At 65.3% G+C, this 16,805-nt stretch carries 12 protein-coding genes; 11 read left to right on the top strand and 1 reads right to left on the bottom strand.

Annotation, left to right across the window (positions count from 1 at the left end):
- Positions 1-299 precede the first annotated feature (299 nt).
- Positions 300-782 (bottom strand): Hcp family type VI secretion system effector, encoded by a 483-nt coding sequence (locus tag ASG27_RS05715; RefSeq protein ID WP_056409670.1) that lies wholly within the window; start codon positions 780-782, stop codon positions 300-302.
- A 682-nt stretch (positions 783-1,464) separates the two neighbouring features.
- On the opposite strand from ASG27_RS05715, the gene ASG27_RS05720 reads away from it, so the two are divergent.
- The 11 genes from ASG27_RS05720 (at position 1,465) to tssA (ending at position 16,737) form a co-directional block, all read left to right on the top strand.
- Entirely contained in the window at positions 1,465-3,576 is a 2,112-nt protein-coding gene (locus ASG27_RS05720) for a serine/threonine-protein kinase (protein WP_056409673.1), read from the top strand.
- A 94-nt stretch (positions 3,577-3,670) separates the two neighbouring features.
- Positions 3,671-4,426 carry a PEGA domain-containing protein gene (locus ASG27_RS05725; protein ID WP_056409675.1) on the top strand — a complete coding sequence of 252 codons (756 nt, stop codon included), beginning with the start codon at positions 3,671-3,673 and terminating at the stop codon, positions 4,424-4,426.
- A gap of 4 nt (positions 4,427-4,430) precedes the next feature.
- Positions 4,431-4,907 carry a TssQ family T6SS-associated lipoprotein gene (locus ASG27_RS05730; protein WP_156370499.1) on the top strand — a complete coding sequence of 159 codons (477 nt, stop codon included), beginning with the start codon at positions 4,431-4,433 and terminating at the stop codon, positions 4,905-4,907.
- Positions 4,908-4,942: 35 nt separating this feature from the next.
- Positions 4,943-7,258 carry a type VI secretion system-associated FHA domain protein TagH gene (tagH, locus tag ASG27_RS05735; protein WP_056409682.1) on the top strand — a complete coding sequence of 772 codons (2,316 nt, stop codon included), beginning with the start codon at positions 4,943-4,945 and terminating at the stop codon, positions 7,256-7,258.
- A gap of 41 nt (positions 7,259-7,299) precedes the next feature.
- The gene (locus ASG27_RS05740) at positions 7,300-8,043 is read left to right on the top strand and encodes a PP2C family protein-serine/threonine phosphatase (RefSeq protein WP_235503832.1); all 744 of its coding nucleotides are present in this window, start codon (positions 7,300-7,302) and stop codon (positions 8,041-8,043) included.
- A gap of 23 nt (positions 8,044-8,066) precedes the next feature.
- Positions 8,067-8,639: a type VI secretion system lipoprotein TssJ gene (tssJ, locus tag ASG27_RS05745; RefSeq protein ID WP_056411470.1), complete on the top strand. Its 573-nt coding sequence runs from the start codon at positions 8,067-8,069 to the stop codon at positions 8,637-8,639.
- Between the two features lie 4 nt (positions 8,640-8,643).
- Positions 8,644-9,978: a type VI secretion system baseplate subunit TssK gene (tssK, locus tag ASG27_RS05750; protein ID WP_056409688.1), complete on the top strand. Its 1,335-nt coding sequence runs from the start codon at positions 8,644-8,646 to the stop codon at positions 9,976-9,978.
- A gap of 96 nt (positions 9,979-10,074) precedes the next feature.
- Complete coding sequence (locus tag ASG27_RS05755) at positions 10,075-11,331, top strand: DotU family type VI secretion system protein (RefSeq protein WP_326938662.1); 1,257 nt, start codon at positions 10,075-10,077, stop codon at positions 11,329-11,331.
- 2 nt (positions 11,332-11,333) lie between these two features.
- Positions 11,334-14,966 carry a type VI secretion system membrane subunit TssM gene (gene tssM / locus ASG27_RS05760; RefSeq protein WP_056411473.1) on the top strand — a complete coding sequence of 1,211 codons (3,633 nt, stop codon included), beginning with the start codon at positions 11,334-11,336 and terminating at the stop codon, positions 14,964-14,966.
- Positions 14,948-15,691, top strand: a complete 744-nt coding sequence (tagF, locus tag ASG27_RS05765; RefSeq protein WP_082485837.1) for a type VI secretion system-associated protein TagF — start codon at positions 14,948-14,950, stop codon at positions 15,689-15,691. Before tssM ends, tagF begins: the two co-directional genes overlap by 19 nt.
- A 44-nt stretch (positions 15,692-15,735) precedes the next feature.
- A complete protein-coding gene (gene tssA / locus ASG27_RS05770) occupies positions 15,736-16,737 on the top strand; it encodes a type VI secretion system protein TssA (protein ID WP_056409697.1) in 1,002 nt (333 codons plus the stop codon).
- Positions 16,738-16,805: the final 68 nt, after the last annotated feature.

The following is a 16,805-nucleotide window of genomic DNA, read 5'->3' on the forward strand; positions in this document are numbered from 1 at the left end:
CCAGCGAGTACAGCTCGCTCAGCGCCTCTGTGCCGTCGAGTTTGCGAAACTGCAGTTGTTCGCCCAGCGGGGTTTGGATCTTGACGCGGCGGGTCATGGCAAATGGGTATGTGTCTTGGCGCTCACCGGTCAACAGTCGCACTGGCGCAGTGCAATCTGTGGCGCGGGTTCAGCTGGGGGGAGGTCGATGGCCCGCCGTCAAGCGGGCAAAAAAGAGCCGCCTCCGTAGACGCGGCTCTTGAGATGCGCAGCGAACGTGCGCACCGAAGAAAGCAGCCAGGGGGCAAAAGCCCCGGCTATCAGGCTTCCTTGTTTTCCTTGATGCTGAAGCCCATCTGGCTCGTAGCACCCTTGCCACCCTGAGCGGTCTGCTCGGAGTACTCGGTCTTGATCTTGGCAGCCTGGAACGCGTAGTTCACCACCACGGTGTCGCCAGAGCTGGTGCCGCTGACGGTGACGTTGGTCACCATCACGTCGGTCAGCGTGATCTTGCCAAACTCGATCTGCGTGCCGCCGGCCTTGCACATCGAGATTTCCACTTGGCCCAAATGCTTACCGGTGGCGCAATGCTTGAGCACGGCGGGGTAGCACTTGTCGATGTTGGCAACGATGTTCAGGTTCTGAAAATCGGCCTTGCCCGCGCCGGCACCGCCGCCGCTGGCCATCGAGTGAGGCTGGGTCACGCCCCAGGTGAAAGACTCGACATCGGTCCAGTCCTTGTGCGCAGCGTCTTTCGACTCACCGCTGGCACCTTCCACTTTCATAAAAATTGCGACAGTCATCACGTACCTCTTTTTGGTTCAAAAAATGCGAGAACAAACCCTGCTGCGGGCAACGCGCCCACGATCAAGGCATCGCAAGGGGATGCGATGCCTTTCACAGACAAGCTGCCTGAGAGGGACCAGCCTGCGATGTGCGTGATTCACAAGTCGGGAGTGCGTCTTGGCTACACACTCTCCCTTGCGCACACGGCGCCGATCGATGGCGCATCGCTGGCGTGCCTGCATTGATTCCCCTCCCTCGCAAGCTCGTTTGCGGGCGGATGTTACGGGGACGGCGTCAAAAAAAGGGTTTCAAGTGACAGCAAATGAACGCAGCTGGGCAACATTGGAAACAGTGTGTTTCCGCGTTCAAAAAGCCGCATTTCGTGACGCATTTTGTAATGGCTTCACGTTAGACTCGCCCGCGCTTTCGCACCTCTATAGACCTCTGTGTGAGGCCTCCAATTTGTTGCGAAATGTTGCCCAAACCTTCTCCAGACAGCGAGTCATGCCGTTCATACGGTGTTGCGCCAAGACGTCAACCACCGCCAATCAGCCATGGTGATGGTGACTGGATCTGTGGAGTGAACCACGACGATCTGGCGCCGATTCGTTCTTCGTCCGGTGCCACCAAAGAATTGTCTTTGTCAGCAAGCATATTGAGTAGAGCTGTAACCGAGAATGAAAGCAGAGGCGTCACCTCATGATTGACACCGTTGGAGGATCAGCCAATTGCTTGGCGCCTGGCGTGCAGGTCGGTGAATATCGGCTGCTCGACGTCATTGGCGAAGGCGGGTTTGGCATCGTGTACCGCGCTCGGGATATCAGCCTGGACCGGGTGGTGGCCATCAAGGAATACATGCCTGCCACCTTGGCGGGGCGCAAGTCTTCCAATGAAATCCACGTTCGCTCCCAGCACCGGGGTGCGTTCGATGCCGGGCTGCGCAGCTTCATCAACGAAGCACGCCTGCTGGCCAAGTTCTCGCACCCTGCCCTGGTGCACGTCTACCGGTTCTTCGAGTTCAACGGCACGGCCTACATGGTCATGCGCCACTACGAAGGGCAGACGTTCAGGGAGTTTCTGACCGCGCAGCAGGACCGGATGAACCAGCGCATGCTGGCGGCCATCGTCGGCCCCGTCCTGGATGTGGTGGAGATGCTGCACGCTGCCGACTGCTACCACCGCGATATCGCCCCCGACAACGTCTTCCTGCAAAACTCGGGGATGCCGGTGCTGCTCGACTTCGGCGCCGCGCGCCGCATCATCGGGGACATGACGCAGGCCCTGACGATGGTGCTCAAGCCCGGCTTTGCCCCCATCGAGCAGTACGTGGACGACGGCGCGATGCCACAAGGGGCCTGGACGGACATCTACCAGATCGGCGCCATGCTCTATCTGGCGATCACCGGCAAGCCGCCCGCCACCTCGGTGGCCAGAATGATCAACGACCCGGTGGCTGCGCTGTCGACCACGGCCTACCCGGGGTACTCGGCCCAGTTCCTGCATGGGGTGGACCGCGCATTGGCCGTCAAGCCGCAAGATCGCCCCCAGACCATCGCGGCGCTCAAGGAGCTGCTGGGCATCACCACCTTCACGATGCCCATGTCTGCGCCGTGGAAGGACGCGGGAGCCCCGGTTGCAACGGCCGCCTTGCCGCCTTTGTCGCCTTTGTCGCCGGCCGTACCTGTCGCCGCAGCGCAAGGCGCAGTGGCACCGGGCGAATCCGTGCGCACGGCGGTCCCTGCCGAGTTGCTTGCCGATGCGCCCGGCGCGAATGCGGCGTGGGATCCTCTGGCACAGGCACCAGCGTTCAGCGCACCGTCTGCATCGAGCGCCTCGCCCGGCCACCCCGCCAATGCCGTCTTCGGGGTGATGCCACCGCTGCCCGACGCCATGCAGCAGCAAGACCTGCCCACGGCAACCCCGCTCCCCCCCGCTGAAGGCCCCGCCATGGGCCTTGCCCCCGGCAGCGACGCCGCTTCGGCATCTGCCCGCACTTCGGCAGCGACACCATCAGCAACGGGTGCAGCGGCTGCCGCGGGCGCTGCGGCCAGTGCGGGCGCACCTTCGGCACCCGCGACCTCGCCCAAGCCAGCGCGCCAGCACAGCGGCGCAACGGCAGATGGCGCGACGCGGCCACCGGTGTCCCGCGTGCCCACCACCATGCGCTGGGCTGCCGTGGGCGCGGCATTCGTCGTTGCAACGGCGCTGGCCGTGTGGTGGGGCACCCAAGGCAGCTCTTCGGAACGACCTGCGGAAGAAGTGGCGCTGACGCTCGACGATCAGCACTGGCGCGAAGCCCAGGCCGCAGGCACGGTGGGAGCGCTGGACGCGTACCTGGGTGCCCACCCACAAGGCAAGTACCGCAGCGAGGCCATGGCGCTCATCAGCCGCCTGGAGATCCAGGAGCCCGCGAAAAGCACGGCCCCCGCAGCGCCCGCCGATACGGTGGCCCTCGCGCCTTCCGCACCAGAGCGCCCTGAATCGCCTCCTGCTGCGACATCACCCCCTGCCACCACGGCGCCAACGCCCCCCGCGGCCAACCCAGCCAGCACCCCGGCAGAGCCTGTGGCGACGCCCAAAACCCCGCCCAAGCCCGTGGGCGACATGGGCCGCGTGGTGCTGCGCATCAGCCCATGGGGCCGGATTTCCGTGAACGGCAACCCGGTGGGCACAACCCCTCCAATGACCTCCGTCGAGCTTCCGGAAGGCGCCCACCGCATCGAGGTGAGCAACCCCGCCGCCGCCACCGTCGTCAGGACGGTGCAGGTCAAAAAAGGTGAACCGGTGGTGATCAGCCATCAGTTCGAGTAGTGCAACCCCATCGCCGACGCCTGCCGACATGCCAATGAACGCTTTACCGCGATGGGTCGCATTTCTGTGCCTGTGCCTTGGCGCAGGATCATCCGTGGCGTCCAACGACTGCAACGAGCCGCCTGCGCCTGAGGTGCGCGGCCCGGACTCTGCAGCAGGCCGCCAGTACCTGGGACAGGGCATCTCGCTCTACGACTCGCGAAAGCTGGATCTCGCGGAAAAGGCATTGCAGGCATCGCTGTTCGCAGGCCTGCCGGACCGGCGCGAAAGATCCACTGCGCACAAGTACCTGGCGTTCGTGTACTGCACCAACAAGGAATGGGCCCGGTGCGATGCCGCCTTCGATGCGGCATTCGAAGCCCGGCCCTCTTTCGCGCTGGAAGAATACGAGCTGCAGAACACGCCGTGGCGCGACGCCTATGTCAGGGTGCAAGGCAAGCGCGGCTGGCAGTGCAGCCGGCCCCTGGGGAACCAGGGCGGCCAGGCGCAGGGTGCGCCTGCCAATCCGCTGGTCTTTTCGCTCAACAGTTCGGTGATCACGGCCATCACGCCGCTGCTGCCGGCAGCGGGTGGCAACTTCCTGTCGTCCCCTGCAGGGGCAGCGTCTGCTCTGGGCGCCCGCAGACCCCTGAGCACGGAAAACAATGTTCAACTGCGTGTGTCCCCCTGGGCGAATGTCACCCTCAATGGCAAAAGACTCGGTGTGACCCCACCGCTGACCGAAATCAAACTCCCACCGGGGTCCCACAGCATTGACTTCAGCAATCCCGGCTTTGAGACCGTGCGCAAGACGCTGAAGGTCGAGCCGGATCAAACGATCACCATCACCCATGACTTTGACGCGAGATAAATCCATGCGAAACCGTTTCTGGAGCGCCCTGATCATCGGGTGCGCAAGCCTTTTCCTCACTGCTTGCGAGACCACCCCCAAGGCACCCGAGCCCAAGGTGGAAGCCCCTCCGCCCGCGCCCCCCATTCCCGAACCGGTCGCCCCGGTGGACCCACGCGCACAGAAAGAGGCCCTGCTCACAGAAGCGCTGAGTGTTTATGCAGAGGGTCAATTCGACGAGGCGATTGCCAAGCTCACGCCCCTGGCCGATGCCCCTGAATTGCCCCTGACGTCGCAGATCAAGGCACGCAAGTTCATGGCCTTCAGCCACTGCGCTGCGGGCCGGCCGCGTCCTTGCAGGCAACAGTTTGAACTGGCGCTGGAGCAGGACCCGACGTTTCAGCTGACCGAAGCCGAGAAGGGCCACCCGGTGTGGGGACGCGAGTTCATCAACGCCCGCAACGCGGCGCGCAACAAGCGCGGCGCACGCAAAACGCCCTGACCAGCCAGCACAGAGACAACGCGAGCGCGAACGCAATGGACAAGATTGAACTGGTGGTGACGCACCAATCCGGCGGCCCGGTGGACCGCCATTGGTCTGCCATCTTTGGCATGGCCGGGGGAACCGTCGGACGCGCGGGCCAGAACAAGCTGGTTCTGCCCGACGACGATGCGATGGTGGCGCGCGTGCACGCCATGGTGCGTCTCGACTCCGACCAGGCCTACATTGCCAACCTTTGCGAGCGTCGCTCCGTGCAGGTGGACGGACTGGAAGTGCTGTCGGGCCAGGAGGTACCACTGCTGCCGGGCGCGCACATCGGCATCGGCCCCTACCAGCTGCGGGCCGTGCTGCCGGGTCAACAGGTCCAGGCGCAGGCAGCCAGCAGGGCCGCACCCGCAGTGGCCCCTGCGGCAGCTCCCGCTCCGACTCCGGCTCCGGCTCCGATGGCGCCGACCCCAACCGACGCGCAATGGCCTGCAGCCCCAGCGCAGCCCAGCACGTCCGTGGCCAACAAGTCCCTGGATCTGGCCTCGCTGCCCAACCCATGGGCGGATATCGCGCCCATCGTGGGCGGCGACCCGTACATGCCGGACCTGGTTCTCGCATGCCTGCCCGACGCCCCTCCTCCCTCATCGGCGGCCAGTGCTGCGGCAGACAGCAATCCATTCGCGATGCTGGGCCGTGTGGAAGCGCCCCAGGTGTCGCCGGCCCCGTCCGCGGAGCCCGTGGTGACTGCACCAGCACCCGTGGCCCCGGTACCAGCCCAGCCGGTACTCCAGAGCGCCGTGGAGCCGGTACTGCCCAACCCGTTCGACAAGCAGCCTGCGGCCAGCAAGCCCTTGCCAGCACAGCCGGTCGCTCACCGCGCCATGGTGATACCCGACGACTTCGATCCCTTCGCGGCCGACCCCAAGGAGATCGACAACCGCCGCGACCCCTGGAGCGGCGACCTGGTGGCGCAGAGCCTGTCCGAAGTCGCCCAACTCAAGAACGACGACCTGCTGCAATCCTTGCCGAAGTCGGGTCAGTTCGCGGGAGAGATGGACAATGCCGCGCACACCGGCCTGCCGGAACGGCTGGACCCCACCATCGAGCTCAACCCGCTGAAGCTGTTTCGCGAACCCGGCGAGTCGATGTTTGTGGAATCGCAGGACCATGGCATGTCGCGCGGCTCCGACCTTGCGCAGGTTTTCAGCATGCCCCGCGACGCGCAGCACCGCCAGGCCAAACCCATCCCCGATGCGGCGCCCGCAGCGCCCACGCCTGCCGAGCCGGTCGTCCAAGCGGGTCTGCACGCCATGCAAGGCCTGGACCTGGCGCTTTTTGGTGGCGGCTCGCTGGATACCCTGCCCCCGGCGACAGATTTGCTGGGTGTGGACGATGCACTCCAGGCGCCCAGCGGCGCGCCCGGCACGCAGCACGCGAAACAAGCTGCAGCCCCACAAGCCACCCCGGCCACCGTGCACGGCGGTGCGCACACCGACTTGCCCGGGCTCGGCGCTGCCGCGCCGCTGCCGCTTCCGCTGCCGGAGAGCGCGCTGAACCCCGAGAGTCTCCTGAACCCGGTATCGGCGCTGCCGGTGATGCCGCTGCCGCAGCCGATTCCACTGCCCCTGCCGGTGGCGCAGGCACCCGCCCTCGCGGATGTGCACGTGGCGGCACAACCCCCCGCACAGCCAGCTGCTGCGCTGGCCGCTGCTGCGCCGGCCGCTGCGGCGCCCCAGCCTGCACCCGGCACGCCCGCTGATTTCTCATTGGACGCGCTGGCTGCAGCCTTTCTCGAGGGCGCAGCGATCGAGCCGGGGAAGGTGAATGTCAACCTCACGCCGGACTTCATGCGCGGATTCGGCGAAGCCCTGCGCGTGGCGGTGCAGGGCTCCATCGACCTGCTGTCCGCCCGCTCGGAGATCAAGCGCGAGTTCCGGGCCGACGTCACCATCATTGCCTCGGGAGCGAACAACCCGCTCAAGTTCCTGCCCACCGCAGACGGCGTGATGCTGCAGCTCGCGGGCCAGACCTTCCCCGGCTTCATGAAGCCCGTGCCGGCCATGCAGGAGGCCTACAAGGACCTGGCGGTGCACCAGATCGCCTTGATGGCCGGAATCCGTGCCGCCTACGCTGAGGCTGTGGCGCGCATGAGCCCTGCCGAGCTGGAAAAGAACGCCGCCGCAGCGTCCGGCCTGTTGTCCAAGATATCGTCCGTCCACCGCAAGGCGGCCCTCTGGGATGACTTTCAACAGCGCTACGACGCCATTCGCCGCAACGCAGAAGACGACCTGATGGCGTTCTCGGGCCAGACTTTTGTGGATGCCTACGAAGCTGCCGCGCAGGCTGCAGGAGAGAACCTTTGATCGCTCACATTGCCGGAGACGCGCACCGATTGCAGCTGTCAGTGTCTGCCATCACCCAAAAGGGAGGGCGCGCTTCCAACGAAGACTACCTGGGCATGATCGACCTGGGTCCCAAGGGCTTTTGCTGCACGCTCGCCGACGGTGCCGGAGGCCACGGCAACGGTGCGCTGGCAGCGCGCCTGACCGTGGATGCGGTGCTGGGTGGCTACCGCGAGAACCCGATGTTTGCGCCCGCGAGCCTCGCATCGTTGATTTTTCGCGCGGAACATACGGTCTCCGAAGAGCAGCCCACCTCCATCTCGCGGATGCACATGAGCGCGACGGTGGTGCTGCTGTGCATCGAGCCCGTCACCGGCCGGGCCCTGTGGGCCCACTGGGGCGATTCGCGGCTGTATTGGTTTCGCGGCGGCAAGGTCCACCGCATGACCGAAGACCACAGCGTGGTGCAGCAACTGCTGCACGCCGGCATGTACGCCAACGGAGACCCTCGCTCACTGCCCAATCGCAGCGTCCTGGCCGGGGCGGTCGGTGCCGAGTCGCAGGTGCCCCCCACGGTGCTCCATGAATCCATGGAGCTGATGGAAGGAGACGCCTTCCTGCTGTGCTCGGACGGGCTGTGGGAGAACCTCCACGAATCCGCCATGGAGCAGGCGCTCCAGGGCTCGGAGCGGCCCGACGTCTGGCTGCAGAACATGGCCGATACCGTGACCTCCAAGGGTCGCCCTCACCAGGACAATCTCAGCGCGTTTGCCGTCTGGGTGTCTGCCAACCACACCGTCAATTGAACCCGAAGGATGCTGCCATGCGCATGACCCAGAACGCCATTTCACGGCGCACGATCCTGAAGACAGCCCCTCTTGTCTCGCTTGCGGGGGTTTCGCTGTCCGGCTGCGGTGTGGTGAACACGCTCAATCGCCCGACGGAAGCGCCCACCGCAGTGCCGCCCGCCATCATCGAAATCATCGCGGAGCGCAGCCTGAACCCCGATGTGGACGGCATGCCCAAGCCGGTCTTGCTGCGCATCTATGAACTGCGCACGCCGGTGACCTTCGAGCGCTCCAGCTTCTTCGATCTGCTGGACAAGGACGAGAGCCAGCTCGGAGGGGATTTCGTGCGGCGCGAGGAGATCCTGATCGCCCCGGGCGAGCGCCGCATCATCGAGCGCAAGGGAAACCCCGATGTGCGCGCCTTCGGCTTCTTTGCCAGCTACAGAGACCTGGAGCGCAGCACGTGGCGCGCCTCTGTGGATGCACCGAACTCGGTGGAAATGCGCCGCCGCTGGTGGGGCCTGGGAGAAACAGAGCGGCTCAAGCCCGTTCACTACCTCGTCACGGTTTCGCGGGAAGCCATTCGGGTGCAGCATCAAATAACTTCAAGGTAGAACCATGGTTTGGCAACGCAAGGTGGTGTGGGCCGAGGGCATGTTCCTGCGCCCCCAGCACTTTCAGCAGCAAGAGCGGTACGTCGATTTTCTGGTGCAGGGGCGCACACTCCCCGCACAGCCGTTCTACTGGGGATTCTCCGAACTCACGCTGGACACCCAGATGCTGGCACTGGGAAAGATCGCCGTCATATCGGCGCACGGCGTGCTGCCGGACGGCACACCGTTCCGTATCCCGCAGGTGGACGATGCCCCGGCGCCGCTGGATGTGGGCAAGGACACCAAGGACACCCTGGTGCACCTGTCCCTGCCGATGCGCCGCCGCAGCGGTGCGGAAGTCACGCTGGGCGAAGGGGACCTGGGGATGACGCGCTATCAGGCGCAGGTGCTGGAAGTCGCCGACGTCAATGACGTGGGCGCGCAACCCGCCGAAGTGCAGCTGGGCATTGCCCGCTTCAGCCTGCGCGCATCGCAGGACCTGTCCGACGGATGGGTCTCCCTGCCCGTCGCCCATGTGGTCGAGCGCAAGTCCGACGGCTCGGCACTTCTGGACAAGACCTTCATCCCCACGGTGGTGAACAACTCCGAGACCTCGCCGCTTTTCGCCTTCTGCCGGGAGCTGCATGGACTGCTGCGCCAACGGGGCGCTGCGCTCGAAGAGCGGCTGATCCAGCCGGGCCGCGGCGGCGTGGGCGAGGTCGGTGATTTCCTGATGCTGCAGTTCATCAACCGCTGGGAGCCCGCGGTGGAGCACTGGGTGCGGGTTCGCACCATCCATCCCGAGCGGCTTTTCGATGACCTTCTGAAGATGGCGGGAGAACTGGCCACCTTCACCCGCGAGCAACGGCGGCCCGCGCCCTTGCCGGCCTACGACCACGACGACCTGCGCAGCTGCTTTCCACCGCTGATGCTGGAGCTGCGGCGCGGCTTGTCTTCGGTGCTGGAACAAAACGCGATCCAGATCGAACTGCAAGAGCGGCAGTACGGCGTGCGCGTGGCGCTCATCCCGTCCACCGAGCTGCTCACCACGTGCGACTTCGTGCTCGCTGTGCATGCGCAGACCACGGTGGAATTCCTGCGCACCCACTTTCCGACCCAGACCAAACTGGGCCCGGTCGAGAAGATCCGGGACCTCGTCAACCTGCACCTTCCGGGCGTCGTCCTGCGGTCGCTGTCCGTCGCACCGCGCGAGATCCCCTACCACGCCGGGTATTCGTATTTCGAGGTCGACACCACCCACGACCTATGGCGCCAGTTGAACAGCTCCGGCGGCCTGGCCATGCATGTCTCTGGCGAGTTCCCGGAGCTCCAGCTGGAGTTCTGGGCCATCCGCAGATAACAACAACCCATGACGATGCAAATGACGGACAACGTCTTCGCCTTCAGCGCCAGCGACCACACCGCGCCGGTCGATCCAGGCCTGCTGGACACGTCCATGCCCGCGCCTTCCGCCAACGCCGCGCCCCGCACCAGCCTGCCCGATGTGGTGAGCGGTGGCAACCCGCTGGTCGCTTCGGCCAACGTGCTGCTCAATCTGATTCCGCAGATTCGGGCGATGGCCTCCAACGCAGACCCTGAAGGTTTTCAGCGCCTGCTGCTCACGAACATCCGCGAGTTCGAGCGCAGTGCCGGCGTGGCCGGGGTTCCGATAGAAACCGTGATCGGCGCCAGGTACTGCCTGTGCACGGTGGTGGACGAAGCCGCTGCGCAAACCCCCTGGGGTGGCTCGGGCGTCTGGCCCAAGTTCAGCCTGCTCGTGGCGCTGCACAACGAAACGTGGGGTGGTGAGAAGTTCTTCCAGCTGCTGGCCAAGCTGGTGCAGACACCCCACCAGCACATCGACCTCATCGAGCTGATGTACTTTTGCCTGATGCTCGGCTTTGAAGGCCGCTACCGGGTGATCGAGAACGGCCGCAGCCAGCTGGAGACACTCAAGGCGCGCCTGCTTGCACTGATCGAAAGCACGCGCGGCGACCGCAGTGGCGCGCTGTCGATCCACTGGAAAGGCGAAGAGCGCAAAGCGGCGCCCCCCTGGACGATGGTGCCGCTGTGGGTGGCAACTGCCCTGGCGCTGCTGCTGGCCTTCGCCCTCTTCCTGTGGTTCAGCTACCGGCTTGCCGCACAGTCGGACGACCTGTTTGCCACCATCAACGCCATCCGGTTCCCCAAGGCCATCGCGGCGGTGGCCACCGTGGACAAGCCCCGGCTGCGCCAGTTCCTCGAACCCGAAATCCGGGAAGGCCTCGTCGAGGTGATCGACCAGGCGGACCGCAGCACCATCATTCTTCGGGGCGACGGGCTTTTCGACCTCGGCTCCAATGTGGTCAAGCCCCGCTACGTCCAGGTGATCGAGCGCATCGCGACCGCGCTGAACGAAGTGCCCGGGAAGGTGGTGGTCAATGGCTACACCGACAACTCGCCCATCCGCACGGCCCGCTACCCGTCCAACTGGCACCTGTCCCAGGACCGCGCCAAGTCGGTGTCCGACATGCTGCTGCGCACGGTGCGCGACGGCCAGCGCGTGCACGCAGAGGGCCGCGGAGAAGCGGACCCGGTCGCGCCCAACACCACCAGTGAAGGCAAGGCGAGAAACCGGCGCGTGGAAATCGTCCTGCTGGTAGCGCCCCAGGTGCGCGACAACGAATTGCAGCTCAGCGGCAATGCCCCCCGCACCGAAGGCATCAGGAAATGAGCATGCTGAGAAATATGGCAGCCCTGCTGTTCAACCGTTACACCCTGGCCTTCATCGGCCTGGTCCTGCTGAGCCTGGTGATCTGGTTCATCGGTCCCCTTGTCTACATCAAGCCCTATCAACCGCTGGAGAGTGAGAGCGTCCGCTGGGCGCTGATCGCCGCGCTGTTTGCCATCTGGTTCATCAAGCTCCTGTTCCACTGGTGGCGCGCCAAGCGGATGAACGACAAGCTCATGGGGCAGCTTGCGCGGCTCACCGCGGGCCGCGATGCCCCCGATCAGCTGACGCCGGGCCAGGAGGAAGTGGTCGAGCTGGAGGGGCGGTTCAAGGAAGCTGTCGAAGTCCTGTCCAAGACACGGTTCGGCGCGACGGAAAGCGGGCTCTTCGGCCGCTTCACCAAGCGCTACGTGTACCAGCTGCCGTGGTACCTGATCATCGGCTCGCCAGGTTCGGGCAAGACCACCGCGCTGGTCAATTCCGGGCTGGACTTTCCGCTGGCCGAGCAATTCGGCAAAGGCTCCATCCGGGGTGTCGGCGGCACGCGCAACTGCGACTGGTGGTTCACCGACCAGGCCGTGCTGCTCGACACCGCGGGCCGCTACACCACGCAAGAGAGCGATGCCGTGCAGGACAGGGCCGCATGGTCCGGCTTCCTGCAGTTGCTCAAGCGATTCCGGGGGCGGCAGCCCATCAATGGCGTGATCGTCACCCTGAGCGTGCAGGAGCTGTTGAGCAGCACGGAGGCGGAACGCGCCCGGCTGGCCAAGACCATCGGCACGCGCCTGGGCGAGCTGTGCGACGAACTCGCCATCAAGTTCCCCGTCTACGTCCTGATCACCAAGGCCGACCTGCTGGCAGGCTTCAACGAGTTCTTCGGCCAGATGACCCGCGACGAACGCTCGCAGGTCTGGGGATTCACGCAGAAGTACCAGGAGAACGCGCCGTCGACCGATCCGACCGCGCAGTTCACGGCGGAGTTCGATGCGCTGGTGGCGCAGATCAACCGCTTGCTGCCCCAGCGTTTGCTGGCAGAGCCGGATCTTGCACGCCGCGGGCTGATCTACGCCCTGCCTCAGCAGTTCGTGGGCCTGCGGGAGGTCGTGAACCAGACCTTGCAGGAGGCGTTCTCGTCGTCCCGCTTCAAGGAAAAGCCGCTGTTTCGGGGCGTGTACTTCACCAGCGGCACCCAGGAAGGCATGCCGTTCGACCGCGTGCTGTCGGCCCTCAAGCGGCGCTTCTCCATCGCCAGCCAAGTCAAGCCCGGCGCGGGCCAGCAAGGCAAGAGTTTCTTCATCGAGACGCTCTTCAAGGGCGTGATGTTCAACGAGGCGGGCCTGACGGGGCGCAACGCGAAGAAGGAGCGGCAGCTCAGGTTGCTGCAGGCTGGTGGCTTGATCGGCCTGGCACTCGCACTGAGCGGCGCGGCCTTGGCGTGGAGCATCAGCAACCAGAACAACCTGGCCTACCTGGATGAGGTCAAGGCGAGCGCCGCCACCCTGCGCCAGGCCGTGGAAGAGGCCAAGACGGGCGACCCGGAAAACCTGGTGGCGCTGCTGCCCTTGCTCGACCACGCTGAATCGCTGGCCGCCAGCGAGCGGTACACGGGCTCACCTCCCGTGAGCTGGCGCTGGGGCCTGCTGCAGGTACCCAAGGTGGAGACCGCCGCCGACACGACCTACCTGCGGCTTCTGGAAGATGCATGGCTGCCTGGAATCGTTCGGCAACTGCGGCGTTCGCTGCAGCAGACCTCGACCAACAATCCCGAGGCCAGCTACGAGGCGCTGAAGGCCTACCTCATGATCCACGACGCCGACCGCTTCGACGCGCGCACCGTGAAGGCATGGATCCGCCACGAATGGGACGCGAGCCTGACGCCCCAGCTGGTGCAGGCGGGTGTCGGTGACAGGCTGTCGCACCATCTGGATCGCTTGATGGACGAACGCATCGTGCTGTCGCCCACCCCGATCGACACGGCGCTGGTGGCCGAAGTCCGGCAGCGCCTGGCGCAGATGTCGCCCGCCCAGCGGGCCTACAGCCGGCTCAAGCAACTGCTGACGACGGGCAACAACCTGCCCGCCGACTTCAGCGTCGTGCGCGCCAGTGGCCCCGAAGCACCTCAGGTGTTCAGCCGCCGCAGCGGAAGGCCGCTCACGCAGGGCATATCCGGGCTCTTCACCTACGACGGATACCACGGCGTCTTCCTGCACGAGCTTCCCAAGGTGACCACCCTCCTGTCCAAGGAGGAAGGCTGGGTGCTGGGGCAAGCCGACGGCAAACGCAGCACCACCCAGGAAGTGCTGACAGGACAGGTGGCCAACGAGGTGAAACGGCTGTACCTCATGGAGTACGCCAAGCTGTGGGAGGACTACCTGGCCGATGTCCGCCCCACCCGCATCGGTTCGCTCGACCAGGCCGGTGAACAGGCGCGCCTGTATTCCTCGGCCAATTCGAGCCTGGAGCAATTCATTCGCGCAGTAGCCAAAGAGACCACGCTGGCGCGTCGCCCTGATGCGGATGCCGACAGCGGTGCCAGCACCAGCAGCTGGCTGGGTGAAAAACTCAACCGCATCCGGGAAGAGCAGCGGCAGCTCAGCCGACTGACCGGCAAACAGGTCAACGTGGGCGGTCTCACGCCCAGCGGAACGCTCGAAGCGGACATCGTGGATTTCCGATTCCGCGAATACCGGCGCCTGGCGACCAGCAATGGATCGGGTCCGTCGCCCCTGACGCAAAGCCTGCAGGTGCTGAACGAAGCCTCGGCCGTGATTGCATCCGCGCGGCAGCAGGTGAAATCCGGCGGCACGATTCCGCCGACGCTGTCCTCGACACTGGAGCGGGTGCGCGCCGAAGCCAAACGCCTGCCTCCACCGCTGAACCTCATGTACACGGACCTGGCCGAAGCGACATCCACCATGGTGGGACGCGACGTTCGCAGCACCATCGGCGGCAACCTGAATGCCACCATCGGCGACTTCTGCCGCCGCGCGATCCTCGGCAGGTATCCATTCACCCGCAGTGCGGGGCGCGACGTCACCGCGGACGACTTCGCCAAGCTGTTCGCAGTCGGTGGCGTGATGGACGAGTTCTTCCGCAGCAACCTGCAGCCCATGGTCGATATTTCAGCCAACACCTGGACCTTCAAGCAAGGGGTGGACGGAACGCCGGTGGGGGGATCCGCATCGCTCGCATCGTTCCAGAAGGCTGCGACGATCCGCGACGTCTACTTCCGCGCGGGCGGCAAGGCGCCGGGCATCCGCCTGGACATCAAGCCCATCGAGATGGACGCGAACATTTCCCAGATGGTGCTGGATGTGGACGGCGATGTGCTCCGCTACCAACACGGCCCGCAAATTCCCAAGTCGATGAACTGGCCTGGAACGCGGGGCACGGGCCAGGTGAGGCTACAGATCACCAGCGCTACCGGCGAAAACTCGGGGCTGGTCACGGAAGGCCCCTGGGCGCTGCACAGGCTGTTCGACCGGGCACAGATCCTTCCGGGCAATGCGCCGGAGAAGTTCACGGCCGTCTTCAATGTGGACGGTCGCAGGGTCCGGTTCGAGGTCACGACCAGCAGCGTCTTCAACCCGTTCCGGCTCAAGGCGATGGAAGAGTTCGAATGTCCGAGCAACCTGTAGGCATGGAGGTCCGCGGCATGCAGGCGCAGTCGTCCGTCGCCTGGTACGGAAAGCTGCCGAGCCTCGGCGACTTCGCGGGCCGCCGCATGTCGCACGCGCTCACCACCGAGTGGGACACCTGGCTTCGCGCGGGCATGGACGAGCTGCGCCGCACGGACGACACCGGCTGGCCGGACACCTTCGTGAATGCGCCCCTGTGGTTTTTCATCGCCCGTGTCGCCGCGTCGGGCTCGCCGGTGATCGGGGCCCTGGCCCCGAGCATGGACCGTGTGGGCCGCTACTACCCGCTCACCGTGATGGCCACTGCGCCCCGGGCCGGCTGCGCGTTGGCAGACGATGCAGCGGTCAAGGCCTTCCTGGCCGGCGCCCGTGCGGCCATTGTGGACGCCCGGCGCCGAACGCTGTCGGTCGACGAACTGGACAGGCGCGTCAACCAGCTGCCCAGCCCGTTTGAGGCCGGCCCGGCCGTGGAACGCGAACCCTCGCTCATCCACGACATCCTGTCGGACCTGAGCGAAGCCTCTCGCGCCCACCAATCCGTGGCGAACGAGCAGCAGGCTGAAAACGTTCTGCTCCCTGCGGGAGACTGGAGAATGCGCGCCGCGAATCTTCGGGAGCAAAGTCTCTGGTGGGTCTCTCCCACCATCCGCGTGGGCTACCAGGAACTGCTGCACGAAGGCGCTTGCGACCGGTGGCTCTTCACGCAACTGTTCGCCAGAACCTGACCCGCCCGCCGATCAGCGGCTCGCCCTTCCCACAAGAATCCACCATGACCGACATCGACGAACTCCTGAGCGAAGCTCCGTCCAGCCCTCCCTGCGGCCCTGAAATGACCTACGCGGCGGAGTTTCTGGCGCTGGAGCAACTGGCGCGCGGAAAGATCGAACAGCAGTACGGCGACACCATCATCCCGGCGGAGGACCCTGACTGGCAGGCGGTGGAGAACAGCGCCCTGCAACTGCTGCGGCAAAGCAAGGACATGCGCATCGCCGGCCTGCTGTGCAGATCGTGGACCAATACGGAGGGATTCGTGGGGCTGGCACGCGGGCTGAGCCTCATGAGCGCCCTGCTCGAGAACTACTGGGATCTCATCCATCCACTGCCGGAAGACGACGACTATTTCATGCGGATGAATGCCGTCGCCATGCTCAATGATGTGACCGGCTTGCTGCGGGAACTGAGGCAAACCGAGTTCCTGGCCTCCAACTTCGGCAGTTTCACGGTGCGCGACGCGGAGGCGCTGGCGCGCGGCCAGCGTGCGGAGTCGAACGCCCAGCTCACCGTCGAGCAGCTGCGGCTGGGCATGGGCAGTGCACTGGAGCAAGGCTACCCGCTGCTGCTGGCAGTGCCCCGGGCGAAGGAAGGCCTGGAAAAGCTCACCCGGATCTGCGCCGACAAGCTGCCCCACCACCAGCAGCCCGACCTCGGAAACATCCAGTCCCTGGTGTCGCTGCTCAATGCCCTGCTGCCCAAAGGAGAGAAGGTCGCCGAAGCCGCGGCTGCGGGCCAGGCCCCCGATGCGGCGACGGTGACCATCCAACCGCCGGCCGCAGGACTGGAAATCAGGACCCGGGACGACGCCATCAAGCAGCTGGTCAAGATCGCCGAGTTCCTCGAATCCACGGAACCCACCAATCCGGCCTCCCTCCTCATTCGCCGGTCCGCGAAGCTGATGGGCATGAGCTTCATCGACATCCTGCGCGAGCTCGCCCCCCAGAGTCTTCAGCAGATCGAAGTGATCACCGGGGTGCAGCCCGACCACCCCTCCTGAAGAACGAACTGTAACAGTCACTTCATAGGCAGATTGGATACTGAAGCACCGAAGTGACATAGCTTTTG

It is taken from the genome of Acidovorax sp. Leaf191 (assembly GCF_001424425.1).
GTDB lineage: Bacteria > Pseudomonadota > Gammaproteobacteria > Burkholderiales > Burkholderiaceae_C > Acidovorax.